The organism is Chryseobacterium limigenitum (genome assembly GCF_900114875.1).
GTDB classification, from domain to species: domain Bacteria; phylum Bacteroidota; class Bacteroidia; order Flavobacteriales; family Weeksellaceae; genus Chryseobacterium; species Chryseobacterium limigenitum.
In genome coordinates this window covers 1-19,481 of record NZ_FPKW01000001.1, presented here as the reverse complement: position 1 = coordinate 19,481, position 19,481 = coordinate 1, and the positions used below count along the sequence as shown (strand labels likewise).

At 33.6% G+C, this 19,481-nt stretch carries 19 protein-coding genes; 9 read left to right on the top strand and 10 right to left on the bottom strand.

What is annotated here, in order from left to right:
* Nucleotides 1–14: 14 nt before the first annotated feature.
* Complete coding sequence (gene recQ / locus BT156_RS00090) at nt 15–2,219, bottom strand: DNA helicase RecQ (protein ID WP_072406015.1); 2,205 nt, start codon at nt 2,217–2,219, stop codon at nt 15–17.
* 161 nt (nt 2,220–2,380) lie between these two features.
* Between recQ and BT156_RS00085 the strand changes: the two genes are divergently transcribed.
* The 5 genes from BT156_RS00085 to BT156_RS00065 all read left to right on the top strand — a co-directional run bounded on the left by BT156_RS00085 (nt 2,381) and on the right by BT156_RS00065 (nt 8,652).
* Nucleotides 2,381–3,340 carry a KpsF/GutQ family sugar-phosphate isomerase gene (locus tag BT156_RS00085; RefSeq protein ID WP_072406013.1) on the top strand — a complete coding sequence of 320 codons (960 nt, stop codon included), beginning with the start codon at nt 2,381–2,383 and terminating at the stop codon, nt 3,338–3,340.
* A gap of 97 nt (nt 3,341–3,437) precedes the next feature.
* Nucleotides 3,438–4,265 carry a twin-arginine translocase subunit TatC gene (gene tatC / locus BT156_RS00080; protein ID WP_170857252.1) on the top strand — a complete coding sequence of 276 codons (828 nt, stop codon included), beginning with the start codon at nt 3,438–3,440 and terminating at the stop codon, nt 4,263–4,265.
* Between the two features lie 25 nt (nt 4,266–4,290).
* The gene (locus BT156_RS00075) at nt 4,291–4,794 is read left to right on the top strand and encodes a MepB family protein (protein ID WP_072406011.1); all 504 of its coding nucleotides are present in this window, start codon (nt 4,291–4,293) and stop codon (nt 4,792–4,794) included.
* 217 nt (nt 4,795–5,011) lie between these two features.
* Entirely contained in the window at nt 5,012–6,643 is a 1,632-nt protein-coding gene (locus BT156_RS00070; RefSeq protein WP_072406009.1) for a M1 family metallopeptidase, read from the top strand.
* A gap of 152 nt (nt 6,644–6,795) precedes the next feature.
* Nucleotides 6,796–8,652 carry a M61 family metallopeptidase gene (locus BT156_RS00065; RefSeq protein ID WP_072406007.1) on the top strand — a complete coding sequence of 619 codons (1,857 nt, stop codon included), beginning with the start codon at nt 6,796–6,798 and terminating at the stop codon, nt 8,650–8,652.
* A gap of 241 nt (nt 8,653–8,893) precedes the next feature.
* On the opposite strand, the gene BT156_RS00060 is transcribed toward BT156_RS00065, so the two are convergent.
* Genes BT156_RS00060 through pepE form a run of 4 tightly spaced genes read right to left on the bottom strand, consistent with a single transcriptional unit; the run spans nt 8,894 to nt 12,742 of the window.
* Nucleotides 8,894–10,051 carry a sensor histidine kinase gene (locus BT156_RS00060; protein WP_228429941.1) on the bottom strand — a complete coding sequence of 386 codons (1,158 nt, stop codon included), beginning with the start codon at nt 10,049–10,051 and terminating at the stop codon, nt 8,894–8,896.
* A 3-nt stretch (nt 10,052–10,054) separates the two neighbouring features.
* On the bottom strand, nt 10,055–11,428 hold the full coding sequence (gene dacB, locus BT156_RS00055) for a D-alanyl-D-alanine carboxypeptidase/D-alanyl-D-alanine endopeptidase (protein ID WP_072406938.1): 1,374 nt from the start codon (nt 11,426–11,428) through the stop codon (nt 10,055–10,057).
* Nucleotides 11,429–11,482: 54 nt separating this feature from the next.
* Nucleotides 11,483–12,037 (bottom strand): hypothetical protein, encoded by a 555-nt coding sequence (locus tag BT156_RS00050; RefSeq protein ID WP_072406003.1) that lies wholly within the window; start codon nt 12,035–12,037, stop codon nt 11,483–11,485.
* Between the two features lie 9 nt (nt 12,038–12,046).
* Complete coding sequence (gene pepE, locus BT156_RS00045; protein WP_072406001.1) at nt 12,047–12,742, bottom strand: dipeptidase PepE; 696 nt, start codon at nt 12,740–12,742, stop codon at nt 12,047–12,049.
* Nucleotides 12,743–12,939: 197 nt separating this feature from the next.
* On the opposite strand from pepE, the gene BT156_RS00040 reads away from it, so the two are divergent.
* On the top strand, nt 12,940–13,500 hold the full coding sequence (locus BT156_RS00040) for a tetratricopeptide repeat protein (protein ID WP_072405999.1): 561 nt from the start codon (nt 12,940–12,942) through the stop codon (nt 13,498–13,500).
* A gap of 40 nt (nt 13,501–13,540) precedes the next feature.
* On the opposite strand, the gene BT156_RS22310 is transcribed toward BT156_RS00040, so the two are convergent.
* Complete coding sequence (locus BT156_RS22310) at nt 13,541–13,822, bottom strand: YdeI/OmpD-associated family protein (protein ID WP_228429894.1); 282 nt, start codon at nt 13,820–13,822, stop codon at nt 13,541–13,543.
* Between the two features lie 12 nt (nt 13,823–13,834).
* Nucleotides 13,835–14,026: a DUF1905 domain-containing protein gene (locus BT156_RS22305; protein ID WP_228429892.1), complete on the bottom strand. Its 192-nt coding sequence runs from the start codon at nt 14,024–14,026 to the stop codon at nt 13,835–13,837.
* A 227-nt stretch (nt 14,027–14,253) separates the two neighbouring features.
* Here BT156_RS22305 and fsa point away from each other — a divergent pair, with 227 nt between their 5' ends.
* Nucleotides 14,254–14,907: a fructose-6-phosphate aldolase gene (gene fsa / locus BT156_RS00030; RefSeq protein ID WP_072405998.1), complete on the top strand. Its 654-nt coding sequence runs from the start codon at nt 14,254–14,256 to the stop codon at nt 14,905–14,907.
* Nucleotides 14,908–14,985: 78 nt separating this feature from the next.
* On the opposite strand, the gene BT156_RS00025 is transcribed toward fsa, so the two are convergent.
* Genes BT156_RS00025 through BT156_RS00015 form a run of 3 tightly spaced genes read right to left on the bottom strand, consistent with a single transcriptional unit; the run spans nt 14,986 to nt 18,157 of the window.
* Entirely contained in the window at nt 14,986–15,873 is an 888-nt protein-coding gene (locus tag BT156_RS00025; RefSeq protein WP_072405996.1) for a GLPGLI family protein, read from the bottom strand.
* A 56-nt stretch (nt 15,874–15,929) separates the two neighbouring features.
* The gene (locus BT156_RS00020; RefSeq protein WP_072405994.1) at nt 15,930–17,789 is read right to left on the bottom strand and encodes a M56 family metallopeptidase; all 1,860 of its coding nucleotides are present in this window, start codon (nt 17,787–17,789) and stop codon (nt 15,930–15,932) included.
* Nucleotides 17,790–17,791: 2 nt separating this feature from the next.
* The gene (locus BT156_RS00015) at nt 17,792–18,157 is read right to left on the bottom strand and encodes a BlaI/MecI/CopY family transcriptional regulator (RefSeq protein ID WP_072406936.1); all 366 of its coding nucleotides are present in this window, start codon (nt 18,155–18,157) and stop codon (nt 17,792–17,794) included.
* Between the two features lie 338 nt (nt 18,158–18,495).
* Between BT156_RS00015 and BT156_RS00010 the strand changes: the two genes are divergently transcribed.
* The gene (locus tag BT156_RS00010) at nt 18,496–19,077 is read left to right on the top strand and encodes a hypothetical protein (protein WP_072405992.1); all 582 of its coding nucleotides are present in this window, start codon (nt 18,496–18,498) and stop codon (nt 19,075–19,077) included.
* Between the two features lie 127 nt (nt 19,078–19,204).
* The coding region (locus BT156_RS00005; protein WP_072405990.1) for an ISAon1 family transposase N-terminal region protein at nt 19,205–19,481 on the top strand (277 nt) is incomplete at its 3' end.

The following is a 19,481-nucleotide window of genomic DNA, read 5'->3' as shown; positions in this document are numbered from 1 at the left end:
ATAAGGCTGTATTTTTAATTAGCAACGTCACTGATAAACTTGATTCTCAACATTCTCACTTCTTCATCAGAAAGTTCATCTCCAAATTCGTCCAACAAGACTTTCATACTGTCGCTTTCAGATTCGGTCATGAATTCCATGAAACCGTCTACAATATCTTCATCAAAATTATCTTCGATATAATAATCGATATTCAACTTTGTACCCTGATATACAATACGTTCCATCTCTTTCAACAGATCATCCATTGATAAGTTTTTAGCTCTTGCAATATCTTCAAGGTCAATTTTTTTATCCGTACTCTGAATGATGAAAACTTTATGGCTGGATTTATTCGCAACCTGCTTCAACACCATATCCTGGGTACGTTCTATGTTGTTATCTTCAACATACGTATTTATAAAATCAGCAAATTCTTTACCGTACTTTTTGGCTTTTCCTTCTCCAACTCCGTAGATTTTGGCGATTTCATCCAATGTGATCGGATATTGAACCGTCATATCTTCCAAACTCGGGTCCATGAAGACCGTGTAAGGCGGAATTCCGTATTTTTTTGCGACTTTTTTTCTGAGATCTTTTAATTGTTCAAATAGTTTTTGGTCTAAACTTCCATTGGCCTGCATTTGAACCTGATCACTTTCAGCTTTTGTCTGAGAAAGATCAAATTCTCGGTCTTCAGCAATTAAGAATGAATGTTCAAGTTCCCCTTTTAAAACCAATTGTCCTTTTTCAGAAATTTTTAAAACTCCATAAGTCTCAATATCTTTTTGAAGAAAATTCTGAACTGTAGCCTGTCTTAAAATCGTTTTCCAATAATTGTCTTTATCTTCTTTTCCGAAGCCGAAGAAGGAAGTTTGTTCTAATTTATACGACTTTGTCACAGCACTTTCCTTTCCAACAATCACAGAAATCAAATCTTTAGACTTAAATTTTTCTCCAGTTACGCTGATCAGTTCCAACACCTTTTTCAAGTCTTCTGTTGCATCTTTCAGTTTCGGAGGATTGGATGCATTATCACACATTTTGGCTCCTTCTCCTGTTATCGGATCAAAAATTTCACCAAAATAATACAGAATATACTGTCTTCTGCTCATTGAAGTTTCGGCGTAACCAACGACTTCATTTAAAAGCTGTAATCCGATTTCTCTTTCGGAAACGGGCTTTTGAGCTAAGAATTTTTCTAATTTCTCAATATCTTTAGGATCATAAAACGACAGGCAATACCCTTCGCCACCATCCCGACCTGCGCGACCGGTTTCCTGATAATAACTTTCCAGAGATTTCGGGAAATCGTAGTGAATTACAAATCGTACGTCAGGCTTGTCAATTCCCATTCCGAATGCGATCGTAGCTACAATTACATCAGCATCTTCCATCAAAAATTTATCCTGATTGGCAACTCGTACCTTTTGATCAAGTCCGGCATGATATGGAAGTGCATTAATTCCGTTCACCTGTAAAAGCTGAGCAAATTCTTCAACCTTTCTTCGGCTTAAACAGTAAACAATTCCTGATTTTCCTTTTCTCTCATTGATAAATTTAACGATCTCTCTATCTACATTAACCTTTGGGCGAACTTCATAATATAAATTCGCACGGTTAAAACTTTCCTTAAAGACTAAAGCATTCGTCATTCCCAACGTTTTCTGGATATCATCCTGAACTTTTGGAGTTGCCGTTGCCGTTAATGCAATCACCGGAACATCGGCAATTTTATCGATAATAGATTTTAAGTTTCTGTATTCCGGTCTGAAATCGTGACCCCACTCTGAAATACAGTGCGCCTCGTCTATAGCAACGAAAGAAATTTTGACATCTTTAAAGAAATCAACATAATCTTCTTTGATCAAAGATTCCGGAGCTACATATAACAGTTTAGTTCTACCACTTGTAATATCGTCAAAAACCTGTTTGGTCTGCGTTTTGTTTAATGATGAATTTAAAACGTGCGCAACTCCGCTTTCAGATGAAAGGCCATTTACAGCATCCACCTGATTCTTCATTAATGCTATCAAAGGCGAAACCACTATTGCGGTTCCTTCAGAAATAAGAGCTGGAAGCTGGTAGCATAAAGACTTCCCCCCTCCTGTAGGCATCAAAACAAATATATCCTTTCCGTTTAGTAGATTTTCTATGATCTCTTCCTGTTGACCTTTGAAGGTGGAAAATCCGAAATATTTTTTCAATTCGCCCGATAAATTGGCTTTTTTTGCGCTCATCTAATTTTGTATTGCTAAATTTGCATCTATCCCAAAGTTATAAAATTTTTGCTGAAAATAAAAGCGAACGAATTTATAAAAATAAAATTTATATTAAATATTCTTTTTAAAGTATAAATTTATATCAGGAGATTTTTGTATACAAAATTGTAAAAGTAAAAATGGAAAGACCTAATATTATTTCAATCGCAAAAAGCACTTTAGAAATAGAAATTTCAGAACTTGAAAAATTAAAGAACAGAATAGACGATGATTTTGCAAAAGCAGTGGAAATTATTCACTCCGCAAAAGGAAAATTAATCGTTGTAGGCATCGGAAAATCGGCTCACGTTGGAAATAAAATCGTAGCTACATTAAACTCTACAGGAACTCCATCGCAGTTTCTTCACGCTTCAGAGGCTATTCATGGAGATTTAGGAGTCATTCAAAAACAGGATGTTGTTTTATGTATTTCGCATTCAGGAAATTCTCCTGAAATTGTAACGCTGGTTCCTTATTTAAAAGATTATTCTTCCTCTTTGATCGGAATGACAGGCAATAAAAAAAGTAAACTTGCCGAATTTTCAGAAATCATATTAGATACTCATGTTGACATGGAAGCTTGCCCAAATAAACTGGCTCCAACAAGTTCAACAACTTTACAAATGGCTTTGGGAGACGCTTTAGCTATCGCTTTGATGGAATTGAATGATTTTAAAGAAAATGATTTTGCGAAATTTCATCCCGGAGGAAGCTTAGGAAAGAATTTAATTTCAAAAGTTGATGATTTTCTATCTTCTCAAAAACCTCAGGTTGCGGAAGATTCTACTGTAAGAGATGTTATTATCTCAATCAGCGCATCAAGACACGGGATTACCGTGGTAACGAACGAAGACAAAATTATTGGAGTAGTTACTGACGGAGATTTAAGGCGAATGTTGATGAAAGGTGAAGATGTTTCTAAAGTTTTAGCGAAAGATATCATGTCTGCCAACCCAAAAATGATCGAAAAAGATGCTTTGGCAAAAGAAGCCATGAAAATTTTAAAAGAAAATAACATCGGACAGCTTATTGTAACAGAAAACGGAAAATATTTCGGAATTATTGATCTGCATAAGTTGTTGGACGAGGGAATTAATTAGAACCTAGATATTAGACTTTAGAAATTAGTTCTGAAATATAAAAAAGTCTAACTTCTTGTAAATATTTCATAAATTTGGAACTTTAAAAAATTATTCTGTGAGTGAAGGTAAAGAAATGTCCTTTCTTGGGCATATTGGAGAATTAAGAGGTCATCTTGTACGATCAATGATCGCGATCATAATTGCTGCTTTCGCTGTTGGTTTTAACATCAACTGGATCATGGACCATATCTTTTTTGGACCAACCAGAAATGATTTTCCGACATTTGAAATCGTTAATCACTTTTCGAGAATGATCCTTGGAGAAGACAGTATTCACCTTCCGAAAGAGTTCCCCGTGCGTGTACAAAGGCTTTACCAGCAGTTTAATGTAATGATGTCCGTTTCTATTTTTGGAGGAATCGTTGGCGCATTTCCTTACATTGTTTGGGAGTTGTGGCGTTTTATTGGTCCTGCTTTGCATCCGAGAGAGAGAAAAAATTCAATCTTTATCATCAATGCGATTTGGATTCTTTTCATGACAGGGGTTTTATGTGGATATTTTTTAATCCTTCCTTTTGCTATTAATTTTGGAGTTATCTTTAAAATTTCAGATATTATTGTTCCGCTTTACGACTTAAGCGATTATACAACGTTATTTTTACAGGTTATTTTGGGGATGGGTGTTATTTTTCTTTTCCCGATCCTTATTTATTTCCTTACAACTATTGGAATTTTAACGCCAAAATTCATGAGAACATACCGTCGCCACGCGATCGTTTTAATTATGGTTGTTGCGGCAATTATTACTCCTGCAGACGTTTTAAGTATGATTATGGCAGCGTTACCGCTACTTTTATTGTATGAATTCAGTATCATTATGTGTGCTTATACTCATAAAAAAGTTCTGAAACGTGAAGAAAATCTTCCGGCAGTTCAGAAGTAATTTAGTCTAAAATTTAAATCGAACAATGATCAAAGAACTAAGCCGAATTGAAGATTCTGTTTTTAAAAATTTGCAATTAAATCTATCGAAGATTGAAACAGATTTAGAATGCAAAGAATATTTTGGTCATAATTTCTTACTTAATAATTTAAAAATCAAATTCCGAAAAGCTAAAATTACTCCCACAAAAAACGGACAATTTGTGACTTTGTGGAGAAGAAATTCTGAAGGAAAAACTGAACCTTTCAACGCTTCCGATGATTTTGACTTTTATATTATCGCGGCAGAAAAAGATACTCAATCCGGATTTTTTATTTTCCCTAAAAAAGTATTGATTGAGAAACAAATTCTAACCTCTGATCAAAAAGAAGGCAAACGAGGTTTTCGGGTTTACCCAAATTGGGATGAACCTGAAAGTAAACAGGCTGAAAAAACTAAGAATTGGCAGACAAAATATTTCATCGACATCTCGGATAATAATGATATTGATTTTAATAAATTCAAAAATATTATTGAAGAGGTGTTTTAATTAGAATTAAAAAGTAAGACATCATCTTTATCGTTCCGGAGGAACCTCAACTCTTAGTATTTTAAAAGTAGATTCCACGCTCCACCACGTTTCGCTCTTAATGACAAACTTTGTGAATATTTTGGTCAATATTACTGTCATTCTGACGAAGGAAGAATCTAAATTGCCATTTAATTATTAAAATTTTCTATTTTTGGATAGATTAATTTAATTTCAAATGAAAAAGCTTTCATATACACTTTTATTGGCATCGGGTCTTGTTTTCGGGCAATTCTTCGAAAGACCTGAAAACTTCACAAAACAAGACACTTTAAAAGGTTCCAATACCAAGTTTAGAGACTTTTGGGATGTGAAAAAATATGAGCTTTCGGTTGAACCTAATTTTGAACAGAAAAGCATCAAAGGAACCAACAAAATCAGCTTTGAAATTATTAAAGATATTGCAAATCCTACTTTTCAAATAGATCTTCAACAGCCGATGAAAGCTGATAAAGTGGAAGGAAATTTCCCGATTGCAGAATATAAGCAAGACGGTGATTTTATTTGGATTAAAACCAATAAAAGCTTCAAAAAAGGAGAAAAATATACAATTGACGTAACCTATTCCGGAAATCCCGTGATCGCTAAAAATGCACCGTGGGACGGAGGCTGGGTTTTCACAACAGATGAGAAAGGAAATCCTTGGATGAGTGTTGCCGATGAAGGAATCGGAGCATCCATATGGCTTCCTACAAAAGATATTTGGAGTGATGAGCCTGATAATGGGATGGTTATGAAGATCATCACTCCGAAAGATTTAGTCGGAGTTGGAAACGGAAGACTGATCGACAAAAAAACGGAAGGCGATAAAACAACCTATACATGGCAGGTTAAAAACCCGATCAACGACTACTCTATCATCCCGAATATTGGAAAATATGTCAATTTTAAAGACACTTACAAAGGAGAAAAAGGAACGCTGGATTTAGATTATTGGGTGTTGGATTATAATTTAGATAAAGCAAAAAAACAGTTCCAACAGGTAAAACCGATGCTTTCTGCTTTTGAATACTGGTTTGGCCCATATCCTTTCTATGAAGATTCTTACAAATTGGTTGATTCGCCTTATTTGGGTATGGAGCACCAAAGTAATGTTGCATACGGAAACGGTTATCAAAATGGATATCGTGGACATGATTATTTTGGAACAGGAATCGGTTTAAACTGGGACTATATCATCGTTCACGAAAGCGGACACGAATGGTTTGCCAACAATATCACGGCAAAAGATCAGGCAGACATGTGGATTCACGAAAGTTTTACCACGTATTCTGAGACACTTTTCACCGAAAAATATATGGATAAAAAGTCCGCAGATATTTATGCTCAAGGATATAGAAATAAAATTGATAATGACGTTCCAATTATCGGGAAATACGGCGTAAGAAATGAAGGTAGCGGGGATATGTATCCCAAAGGTGCAAGCATGATTCACACGATTCGTCAGGTTATCAATAATGATGAAAAATTCAGGCAGATATTGAGAGGTTTGAGTAAAGAATTCTATCATCAAACCGTAACAACGCAACAGATTGAAAATTACATTTCTTCGAAATCAGGAATTGATTTTTCGAGTGTATTTAATCAATATTTAAGAACTATAAAAATTCCGACTCTGGAGTATTCTCAAAAAGGAGAAGAGTTGAGATTCCGTTATACAAATGTGATCAAAAACCTTAAACTTCCGATCATCATTAGTGGCGAACAAACTATTAATCCAACCGAAAACTGGCAGACAGTAAAGTTGAAAAAAGGAACTCCGGTTGAGTTTAACAAGAATTATTATATTAATTATAAGAAAGTACAGTAAATATAAAAAGGCAAAATCGTGAAATATCGGTTTTGCTTTTTTATTTGTTTTCTCATTTTAATAATTCAGTTTGAAATTTTAAGAAAAGTTTAATACATCAATTCGTAACAAAATGGATTTTACAACAACTATTTAACTATAATTTAAACTCAATGAAAAAAATAGCACTAAGTTTAAGCGTTTTGGCTACAGTTTTAGTCAGCGCTCAGTCTATTAAAACCAACATCGACCTTGTGAATGTAAAGGACGATAAAGTTGCCGTTACGATGGAATTCCCTAAAATGAAATCAGGCGACATCAAGTTCCATTTTCCGAAAACCGTTCCCGGAACCTATTCTGTGGATGATTACGGAAGATTTATTGAAGGTATCAAATTTTTAGATAATAAAGGAAAAGAACTGACTTTCACTAAAGTAAACGACAATACGTATTCTCTTAAAAATGCTCAGAATTTAACTAAGATCACTTATTTCGTTAATGACAGTTTTGATGATGAAATGGACACGTCAAAACATAAAGCCGTGTTTTCTCCGTCAGGAACTGATATCGAGCAAGGAAAAGTGTACATGATCAATACGCACGGTTTTATCGGATATATCGACAATATGCAGGATGTACCTTATCAATTGGTAGTTCAAAAACCAACTGATTTTTACGGAACAACTGCTTTGGTTGATCAGGATAAATCTGAATCTACAGACACGTATGTTTTGGCGAATTATGCAAAAGTGACCGATTCTCCGTTAATGTACACAAAACCTGATTATATCACGTTCAATGCAGGAGGAATGGATCTCGTTTTGGGCGTTTATTCACCAACAGGAAAATATAAAGCGGCAGATTTTAAGGAGAATTTAGAAAAAATGGTTGTTGCTCAAAAGAAATTTTTGGGTGATATGAATACCAATAAAAAATACGCGATCCTGCTTTATCTTTCAGGAACAGACGGGCCTCAAATCAAAGGTTTCGGAGCATTGGAGCACCACGAATCTACAAGTGTTGTATTGCCTGAAATGATGCCTAAAGATGCCATCGATAAAACTATTACAGATGTTGTTTCTCACGAGTTTTTCCACACGGTAAATCCATTGAAGACGCATTCTGAAGAGATCCACAACTTCGATTATGCTGATCCTAAAATGTCTCAACACCTTTGGATGTATGAAGGCGGAACGGAGTATTTTGCTAATTTATTCCAGATTCAGGAAGGATTAATTGATAAAAACGAGTTCTTAAAGAGAATCAGTGAAAAAATCACCAATTCTAAGAACTATGATGACACGATGCCATTTACGGTAATGAGTAAGAATGTTCTTTTGGATCAATACAAAGATCAGTACCGAAATGTGTACGAAAAAGGAACACTGTTGGCGATGTGTCTTGATATTGAATTAAGAAAACTATCCAACGGTGAAATGGGTTACCGCGATATGATCAGAAAATTATCGCAAAGATTTGGTGAAAACAAACCTTTCAAAGATGATAAACTGATCGATGAATTGGTAACTGTAACAGGTTACCCTCAAATAAAAGATTTTTACAATAAATATATTGCAGGAAGCCAGCCAACGCCTTATGCAGAATATCTAAGTCAGGTAGGCGTGGAAATCAGCAAGCAGGAAACTCCGCCAATCTTTTGGTTAATTAAAGATCCAAACCAAACAGGATACAACGAGAAAAATAACACTTTTGTTTTCGACGAAAGTTCAGCCTTATCTCCTTTTGCAAAAAGCATCGGATTTAAAATCACAGATGAAGTATTTGCTTTAGACGGAAAAACCATCGATATTAAAAATGTACAGGCATTTATCAACTATTCTAAAACCATTAAAGAAGGACAAAATGTTACCTTGACGGTTCTTAGAAAAAATGGTGATAAAATGGATAAAATTGACCTTAAAGGAAAAGCAATTCTTGATAAACTAACGATGGAAACGCTTCAATACAAAGCCAATCTGACTCCGGCAGAAAAGAAACTGCAGGATCAGTGGTTAACTGGGAAGAAATAATGAATAATAATCGTAAATAATGAAGCGGGGAAATTTTTCCTCGCTTTTTTTGTTTTCATCGTCATTGCGAGCGAAGCGAAGCAATCTCAAGGTTAAAAAAACAAAGTTTAAACTTAATTTTCCTTAAATTCTTAATAGAACTTAATGGTTAAATTTTAAAACATTCAGATTTATTTAAGTTATTAAGATTGAGATTGCTTCGTCGCTTCGCTCCTCGCAATGACAAATTTTGTGAATATTTCTACCCTTTTTTAATCGTTATCCTAAAAGTAGTTCCTTTTCCAACCTCAGTCTGGGAAATCTTAATATCGCCATTATGATATTCCTGAACAACTCTTTTTGCCAATGACAAGCCTAATCCCCAACCTCTTTTTTTAGTAGAATACCCCGGTTTAAAAGCATTTCTGGCTTGTTGCTTGGTCATTCCGCTTCCGGTATCTTTTACTTCGATCAAGATATTTTTATTTCTCTCAAAGACAAACATTTGTAATGTTCCTTCGCCTTTCATGGCGTCTACTGCATTTTTAACTAAATTTTCTATCACCCAGCTCATCAGAATTTTATTGTGAGGAACCAGAATATCGTAGTTTGGAAGATGTAAACTAAAATCAATTTTTTTTGAAATTCTCGTCTTTAAATAATCAAAATTTTCGAGAATTGTTTTATTAAAATTCGTGTCACTCAGCTCAGGAACAGAACCTATCTTTGAAAATCTTTCGGAAATAGTCCGTAACCTTTCAATATCTTTTTCAATTTCATGAACGCCTTCCGATTCTGGATCATCCAGCTTCATAATTTCCATCCACCCGATCATTGATGATAATGGGGTTCCGATTTGATGTGCCGTCTCCTTTGCCAAACCAGCCCAAAGATAGCCTTCATCCGTTTTCTTTATCGTTCTGAAAAACCAAAACGAAAACAAAAAATAACATAAAATAAAAAAGCCTAAAATAAATGGAGAATAACGTAAATTATTTAACAACGGAGAATTATCATAAAAAACAATCTGCTTATCGCCTTTTACAATTTCAATTTCGATAGGACTGTAGCTTTTTGACATTTTCTTTGCCAGGGTCACTATTTTTTCAGGATCATTTCCTATGTCTTCCGGTAGATTTTTATGTTCCATAATTCTATCCTGCTTATCTAAAAGAATAACAGGAATCGTACTATTTGAGCCATAAATCTGAAGAAGCAATGCCTGAATTTCTAAATTAGGATTAGTAACTTCCTGTTGAAGTTTTAAAGCACTCACCAAAATATCAACTCTCTTGATCTCTTCTTTACGTAAAAAATTAATCAAAATCGTAGATGCAATAACAACTGTGAGGACCACAATGGTCATTAAGGTAAAAATAATCCAGTTATTTAATCTGGCAAATATGGATTTTCTCAAAATAATTTATTTTAAAACATTCAGAATTTTCTGTAATTCTGTACTTCCGCTCCCTTGATAATTGTTGATAATAATAGAGAACACATATTTTTTTCCATCTTTGGATGTGTGGTATCCAGCGAAGGATTTTGTATCGCTCATGGTTCCGCTTTTCATTTTCATGCCGTTATCCTGCGTTGGAAAACCGTCATAATAAGCCTCAAACCAAGCTTGTTTTTTGGCATACAATAAAGCCTGAACCTCCGCTTTGGCTGAAACGTAATTCTGTGGCGAAAGTCCGCTTCCGTCCGCAAAATTGATCATATTTGCATTAATTCCTTTTGATTTCCAGAATTCTTTAAGATAAGCTACTCCACTTTTGAAACTTGGATCACCCTTTTTCTCCTTTCCTAAAGTTTTAATGAAAGTTTCACCGTACATATTGATGCTTTTTCTTAAAAACCAATAGACGATCTTATCTAACGTCGGAGATTCATACGTAAGAATTGTATTTGATTTTGGAGCTTTTAAAGCCTGTTTTCCATCCAATTCGAGTTGGGAATTCGTAACTACTTTTCCTGAAAGCTCAATTCCTGATTCCTTCAACCAATCTTTTACTTCAGCCCCTAATTGTAGTGGCGGATTCGGAACTGAACCCGAAACGGTTACGGTTTTTCCTGAGGGTAAGGTTCCATTAATTAAAGCAACGTCAGAATGAGGTGCCGTGAAAATTAAACTTTGATCTGAATTTCCTCCTGTTTTTAAATCATTCAGCCATTTTACGCCTTCCAAAGGATAAGAAAAATTCTTAAAATCTGTTCCGTTAATATTAATATCAAACTGATTTTCTCTCCAATTCACGCCCCAAACTCCGGCTCCATAATAGTTTCCAAGATCATCCCAAGGCCAGCCTCCGGGAATTGTCTGATGGTCAAAATAAGAATCATCAATAATTAAATCCCCTGAAATCTTTGTAATTCCGGATTTTTTTACGGCTTCAATGAATTTCTTTTTAAAATTTTCCGGTTTGTAGGCTTCGTAACGCCAACTTCCCAAAGTAGGATCGCCGTTTGATGAAATGAAAAGATTTCCGTTCAAATTTCCACCCGAAATAGTTCCGGAATAGCTTGAAGTGGTTTTATACGTATAATTTTTGCCTAAAGTTTCCAAAGCTGCTCCTGCAGTGAATATTTTCTGTGTAGAAGCTGTTGAAAGTCCTTTATTTCCTTGATATTCATAAATGAAATTTCCGCTTTCATCAGAAACATAAAAAGATAAATTGGTGGCAACAGCTCCCGAAGAATCCATTAAATCTTTGGTTGCTTTATCCAGTTTTTGAGCAATATTTTGAGCGAAAATAAGCTGAGTTGAAAGCGCAAGAACAGCAAACGTTTTTTTCATTGCATTTTGTTTATTCATATCAAATATAAAGATTTTGGCTAAATACAATCATAACTAGCTTATGAAACCTGATACAACCTTTTCTATTACCCAAATATTTTTCTCTTTTTTTAGTATTACCCTTTCTCCCTTTCCGCAAAGTCCTCCACAATAGTAACCATAATTAATAATGACTCTTTTTTTATCTGAAGTGAATAATGGTTTACCTACGAACATAAATGCAACATTCCCATGTTTTTTATTAAATTCAGTCCAGAAACTAATAGGTGATGGGCTATAACTTAGTAATTTTTCTTTATGTATGATTCTTAAATTCAAAATATATTTAGGATTCAACACAAAATCATTGATAGTTTTGTATTGATCCTTAATAACTTTCAGATCTTTAACATTGAAAAACTCTTTTAATATTTTATCTTCATAATATTTAGAATCACTCTTTACATTTGGATCTTCGGTAATAATTTTAATCTCTTTAAATGTTTTTTGACTGCCGTCTTTAATTATAAAATTTATTACTTCATAAATTTCTTCATCTGAAACTTTAAGATCTTGAGAATAAAAGAAACAATAAAATAATAGAAAGAAAACAGAAGCTATTTTTTTCATATTTTAAACTTACAAAAGTTCACTTCCAGATTCAATTTCGTACGGCTCTTTTCCTTTTTCAAAAATCCTTGTCAATTCACTTCCTTCAACTGTAATTTTATCGCCGATTCTTCTGATCCAGTTTCCTTCACGCAGTCCGACAACTTTAAGATCATTTTGCGTTAAAAATTCTTTGATTCTCGTTTCTCTGGTTTCTCCGTTGTGTTTCAAATCCGGATTTGGATCTAAATAATGTGGATTTAAATTAAAAGGAACCAATCCCATACAATCAAAACTTGGCGGATAAACGATGGGCATATCGTTCGTTGTTTTCATATTTTGTCCTCCAATATTACTTCCGGCGCTGCATCCTAAATACGCTTTTCCGCTTTCTATGTTTGATATTAAAACTGACATCAAACCTTCTTCATGTAAAGTTTTAACCAATAAAAAAGTATTTCCGCCACCTGTAAAGTAGCCTTTTGCGTTATTTAAGGCTTCAATTTTATCTTCAAATTCGTGAAGACCTTTTACTTTAATATTAATTGTTTCGAAGAACGAACGGGCTTTTTCGGTGTAGCCGTCATGGGAAATTCCGCCCGGTCTTGCAAAAGGGACGAAGATTATTTCATCAATACCTTTATATAATTGGATTAATTCTTCTCTTAAATATTCTAGATATTCTCCACCAAAGATTGTGGAAGTTGAGGCTAATATGATGTTCATACAACAAAATTATATTGATTATTAAAAATAAAAGTTGAGTTACAAAGATAGCTCAAACATCAATTAATCAAAAATTACGCTAAAAAAATACAGTTATCCGTTAATATTTTCTAAAAAAACTTAAAGCTTCTAAAATTTAGCCCTTTGTGGAATTATTATTGAATTTTAGAATGTAGAAATTTTAAAAATGTACGATTATGAAAATGACTAAAATTAATATCAAAAATGTGTTTTTAGGTTTGATCCTTGTAGGAAGTACAGGTTTTGTAAATGCACAAACGACACAAACGGATACTGCAAATAGCACAACAACTACGGCTGCTACGGCTCAATCAGGCAATGCAACGATTGACGGACTAAAAAAACAAATCGAAACAAATCCAAAAGATACAGAATCATTAGCAAAATTGGCGACAGCATATCAGGAAGCATCAGACTGGGCAAACGCAGTTGATACCTGGAAAAAGATATCTGCTTTGTTACCGGATTGGGCTCCATCATATTACAGTCAGGCATACGCTTATCAAGCGGCTAAAGATGATGCCAACGCAAAACTTTCTTATGAGAAATATATTGCGACAGTAAAACCTGAAGAAGTGGAACAGAATAAGAAAAATTTAGCTTATGCCTATTTTTATGTTGCCTTTGCAGAACAGCAATCTGATCCTGCCAAAGCAAAAGAACATATTGCAAAATCTATACAGTACGACCCAACCAATCAGGATGCTGTAAAATTGAGCAAAGCTTTAAATTCATAAAGTAAAATCCGGAATATTTTTCCGGATTTTTTTATTGTATTCAATTAATATTCTTACCAAAAAAATCAGTTTCGCCATGCAAATGTTTGATTATTTTTTCAACATTTCTTTGGATGCTGGCTTCTGTTTTTAAATTATTGATGTAACGAATCAATTCTAATCTTCTTGACGGAATTAAATTTTCAAAATTTTGTAAAGCCACAGGATTTTCTTTGATTGCTTTATCTAACTGAGGATGAATGGAAATTACTCTTTCTGAATCATCAAATTCAACTGAAACTTCAATGATCTCTCCTATTCTTTTGGGAGAATCTTTTAGCATGGTTAAGTTGATTTATAGCCGCCATTCACCTAAATATTTCATTAAATTTTGCTTGAATTCTTTACCATTTACAGTTCCTTTCACGGGAATCGGGCTTTTACTTTTTCCCGAAGTTTCAAAAATTTCATTTAAAATTTTCTCAGGAATAAAAACAAAAGGATTGATACCTATGATTTCGAGTTGGGCTGTGAAGTGGTTTTTCATTGACAATAAATTTATAAAAATTGTTTTATTTGAGATGCTTCTACTTCGCTCAGCATGACATCGCTACAAAATGACCGTTAAAATAAAGCAGTTAGTATTAGCGCTGTCATGCTGAGCGAAGTAGAAGCATCTCAATACAGTCATAAACTTCTAACTCCTAACCAAAATTAAAAAATTTTCCACTCAAAAAGGATTGTTTATCTTTGTATAAATAAATCTTTAAACAAATGAAATTTTTTATTGACACTGCCAATTTAGAGCAAATTAAAGAAGCTAAAGACCTTGGAATTTTAGATGGTGTAACAACTAACCCGTCTTTAATGGCTAAAGAAGGAATTCAGGGAGCTGAGGCTATCAAAAATCATTACAAAGCAATTTGCGATATCGTAGACGGAGATATTTCTGCTGAAGTACTTTCTACGACTTATGAAGAAATGATCAAAGAAGGTGATGAATTGGCTGCAATCCACCCGAATATTGTTGTAAAAATCCCAATGATCAAAGATGGTATCAAAGCTTTAAAATATTTTTCTGATAAAGGAATTAAAACGAACTGTACATTGATTTTCTCTGCCGGGCAGGCTCTTTTAGCTGCAAAAGCGGGTGCAACTTACGTTTCTCCTTTCTTGGGAAGACTTGATGATATTTCTACTGACGGATTAAACTTAATTCAGGAAATCAGATTAATTTTTGATAACTATATGTATGAAACTGAAATTTTAGCAGCATCTATCCGTCACCAAATGCACATTATTGACTGTGCTAAAATCGGTGCTGATGTTATTACTTCTCCACTTCCTCCGATCTTGAGCTTGTTGAGACACCCATTAACAGACAGCGGATTGGCTCAGTTTATTGCAGATTCTCAGAAATTAGCTTAACATTTAGCTCAATATAAAGTATAAAAAATCCCGGAACGATTAAGTTTCGGGGTTTTTGTTTATTTTAAAATTTGCTGATTATTTGTATAAATCAGGCTCTATTCTATTATTATTTTTCTGTATTTCTTCTTTTGCTCTTTTTTCAATATTCCTGTACATCTCATTCATATCAATATCTTTTCCATCCTGATTCTTCATTTTCACCATAGCACCAGCCGGAAGAGTACTCATCGTTTGCTTCATATCTTTTGTAGGATCTGTCTGATAATCTTTCCAGGCTTTTTTAAACTGCTTTTTAGTGACTTCAATATCTTTACCACCCAAACCAATCATGGTAACACCCGGTAATTGAAGTTCTTCTTCAGCGCTTGCCTCTGTTTTTTTATTACCAATTAAAGTCATTGTATGCGAACCGGTTTTGTCTTCCAATTTCACGATCAAGCCAGGAAGTCCGTAAAATTTATACGGTCCATCCTGAAAAGGAATATCTGGGCTAAACCATGCAATCCATTCTCTCCCTCCATAAGTTGATGTTGCTTTCTGAGTATTGTACTCTCCTATTTTTTGTTTTTCGGGAAGAATTTTCCATTCAGGTTTTTGATCCTCTGCAACTTTATAGGTTGTTTGTCCAATTTTCTCTGAAAGTGATACTTTATAATCCGGATAAGACTTTGTCACACTCGTAAAGATCATTCCCGGTTTTATATTTTTTTTGATATTTATGCTTCCTCCAAATCCGCCTTTCAACTGTTTTGCAAGATCAGCCTTTGAGGTAGAATCAGATACAAACTTTTCTCGACTGTAATATTTTGAACCATTTTTATCAATATCCAAAAGCATTATGTCACTTTTCACCTCTGCTTTATTGGTGGAATCTGAGATATATTTGTAATCATAATAAAATCTGTTGATCTGTGCATTGGCAAATATGCTTACAAGCAGAAAGAATACTATATTTTTTTTCATATTTAGTTATATTAAAAAGGCTTTGTTAACTTAAAATCAACAAAGCCAAGTGAACTTTATTTTTTTGTCTGAATTTGTATGCTGCCTTCTGTTTTCCCGTTATTGGTATTTTTCATGATATTCATTGAAGAAATTTCATTTGGCTTTAAAGCTTCCATATCTTGTTTTGTAGAAGGTTTTCCATCAATAAAAATCTTCATATCTCCAGTGTCACCAACTAAACTTCCGGATCCGGTAGTTGTTATTGTAAAACTATCGTTCTGCCCTTTATTCATTCTCATATTCTGAGCATTGATTCTCAAAATTTTATCCTTCGGAATATTACTAAAGCTATTACTCTGAATATAAATTCTTCTATTATTTCCTTCCAAAACTCTTCTTTCTGCCTCAAGTTTTGCTCTTTCTCCTTCTAATTTCGCTCTCTTCTCATCAAGTTTTGCTCTTTTTCGGTCGAGTTCAGCTCTTTTTTTGGCTGTTGATGCAGATTCTTTGGTTCTTTCAGCTATTCTCATTTCAGCTTCCGGGCTCCACTTCATGTCCTCTCGATCATTGAATTTATAAAGCCTCACATTTGGAGCATCCGGTGAATTCGGGGCATTTGGAGCCTTTGGAAATGGAGGAACATCAGGAAAATCAAAATTCATTTCCGGTATTTCCGGCATTTCGATATTCATGCTTTTAAGTTCTTTTACTTTATTCTTCCATTCATCGGATTTGAAGAAATCATTGATATTTTTCATTTCAGAACCATCCATTCTGTAGGCCAATACGGTTTTCTGGAAATTATCCGAACTTGCTATTTTCCCTATTTCAGATGAAAGCTCTCCTAATTCATCAACATGTTTTTGAAATTCTTTGCTTTCAGGTTTTAATTCTTTTAAAACTTTACTTTTTTCCTGTATTTTTTTACTTAGATCAGCGATTTTTTGCTCATCCTCAGATTTTTTATAGACTTTTGGAGCAATAACTATATCTTTAGTTTTTTCTGGTCTTATTGTGTCTTTTTTAATTTGAGAAACGGCTTCTTCAATCGCAATATTTGTTTCTTTGATTTCTTTATTCTTAGCATTTACCATGTAGGCAAAAGCCACTGAAAATAAAACCGGTAATGCAAAAATTCTTCGCGCATACCCGAATTTGGTTTGAGGTTTTTGTAACATTTTGAGTCGTTTTTTTAGATTTGAACTTAAAAACGGACTGGTTGCAGGTAACTGTGTTCCGGAAAAGTGACTTGCTAAAAGCATCTGCGCAAATGCTTTTGTGTCCGATTGTTTTACGGCTTTTTTATCAGCCAGATACTCGTGGATTAGACTTATTTCTTTTTTAATGATATGAAAAAAAGGATTGAACCAGAAAACGGAAGTAATCACTTCAATAAAAATTTTATCGAATGAGTGTTTCTGCTCAATATGCACCATTTCATGTTTTAAAATCTGTTTTCCAATGTCTGAATTCAAAACAATTGTATTCTTCCAGAAAAGATTTTTAAAATACGAAAAAGGAGCTTCTGTCAGGTTTGTATGGTAAAAATTGATACCATCAAAACTTTCTTTTTGAAATTGGCTTTTAAGCTGTTGTATTCTAAAGATCCCGTAAATGAATCTTCCTAAAAAATAGAGAGAAACCAATCCCAAAGCTGAAAAAATAATTCTAAAATAAGTGTGGTCATTGTTTATGTTTTTGGTCGTATTAAAATTCTGTATCTTATCCAGCAAGCTATATACATCATTATTTACCTCTATCGTAAAATCATCCACCCTGATCAAAGGCAATAATAGTGATATCAATATTGCAGACAGTAAATAAAATCTGTTATAATGATGAAATGTCTTGTCTTTTAAAGACAACTGATAATACAAAAACATTACACCAGAAGATAAAATTACTTTTACAAAGTATAGAAGTATTGCTTCCATAGCTAGTCTTTCTTTTTGAGTTCGTTTAATAAAATTTCAAGATCTTCAACGGTCATTTCATTTTTTTCTACAAGAAATGAAACGGCACTTTTATAAGAACCTTTAAAATAGTTTTTCACAAGGCTCTTCATGGTCTTCCCCGAATACTGCTCTTTTGAGATCAACGGGAAATATTCATGCTGTCTTCCGTAAACGCTGTAGTCTACGAACTCTTTGTCTTTCAGCACTTTTAAAATAGTTGAAACAGTATTGGTATGCGGTTTTGGTTCCGGAAAGAGATCAAGGACATCTTTTAAGAATCCTTTTTCGAGTTTCCATAAATACTGCATTACCTGTTCTTCTGCTTTTGTTAACGTCTGAATTATCATATCCTGTTTCATTTATCATTAAATATGATATAAAATTGTATCAAAATTCTATATCACTAAGAAATTAGTTATACAAATGTAGAAATAAATCTTACTTCAACAACTATTTTTTTAGTGATAAAAGATTAATTAATATAAAGATCTGAAAATCAGACAAATAAATTTTATTAAAATATGTTAAATTTTTAATTGATTGAATTTATTACCTAATTAATCGGCAGTAAAATTTAGAATTAGAATACAAATTCTTAAAACTTGTTAATTTTTATTAAATAAAATTAAAATCTATTTGTTTAAACTGAGAAAATATATTTATTTTAGTGCTTTAAAAATTTCTCATGAAAAGATATAATTTATTGATTGTACTATTACTACTTATTTTTAATGTAACGACTGCTCAAAAGAAGAATTCTCCTGCAGCAGATTTTGGAACTTTAAAAGAAACGAAAACAAAAATCGAAAAAACAGTTCCTCTTGTTATAGGACATTTGCAGACAATTGCTACTAAAGAAGGTGATAACAATATCCTTATCAACGGAAAGACTGCTTTAGGAAAAGAATATGCAAAAGTAGAGCAGGAATGGCGCCTTTACAGAGGAAATATGGAAAGCTGTATCCTAAACAATTCAAATAAAAAATCTAAAAAATGTCTGGAGTATCATAACAGAATGTTCAGAGATACCATGATCAACTATAAAAATTACATCACTTACCTTACTAAAAAGAACGGATATCTGGGAGTAGAAGGTGATACTAAAATAGATTTTAACCCTGCTGAAATGGCAACTAAACTAAGTGAAGCCTATTTCAATGCAAGCGATGCCGCAGGAAGAATGAAAGGAATGCAAAAGAAAGATTTCTTAGATCAGACCAATGCAGAAGATTACAAATTAAGCTCTTATTCTACAATTGCTCAATAATATACAATCCCGCTTTTATAGTGGGATTTTTTTTATTTAAAAAATATTCATTATTAAGTTTTTAATAGCCATTAATCGGATCAATCTCAAAAGTTGGGGAGGAAAAAAATATTGCTAATTTTGTGGAATGTTAAACGATGCCGAACTCCTCAAATTATTTTTACCTGAACTCTTGATTGAGCATTTTGAGATTGTAAAATTTGAGGAAGAAAATAAAATCCTCCACATCTATTTTGACGAGAAAAATACAGCTCCGAAAGAGTTTTCGTCTCTGTTATTGCAGTCAAAAGGTTTTGTTCCGGAAATTAGCGTTGACGATTTTCCTCTTCGTGGAAAAACAGTAAAACTACACATCAAACGCAGAAGATGGACCGATACGAAAACCGGTAATATCATCCAAAGAG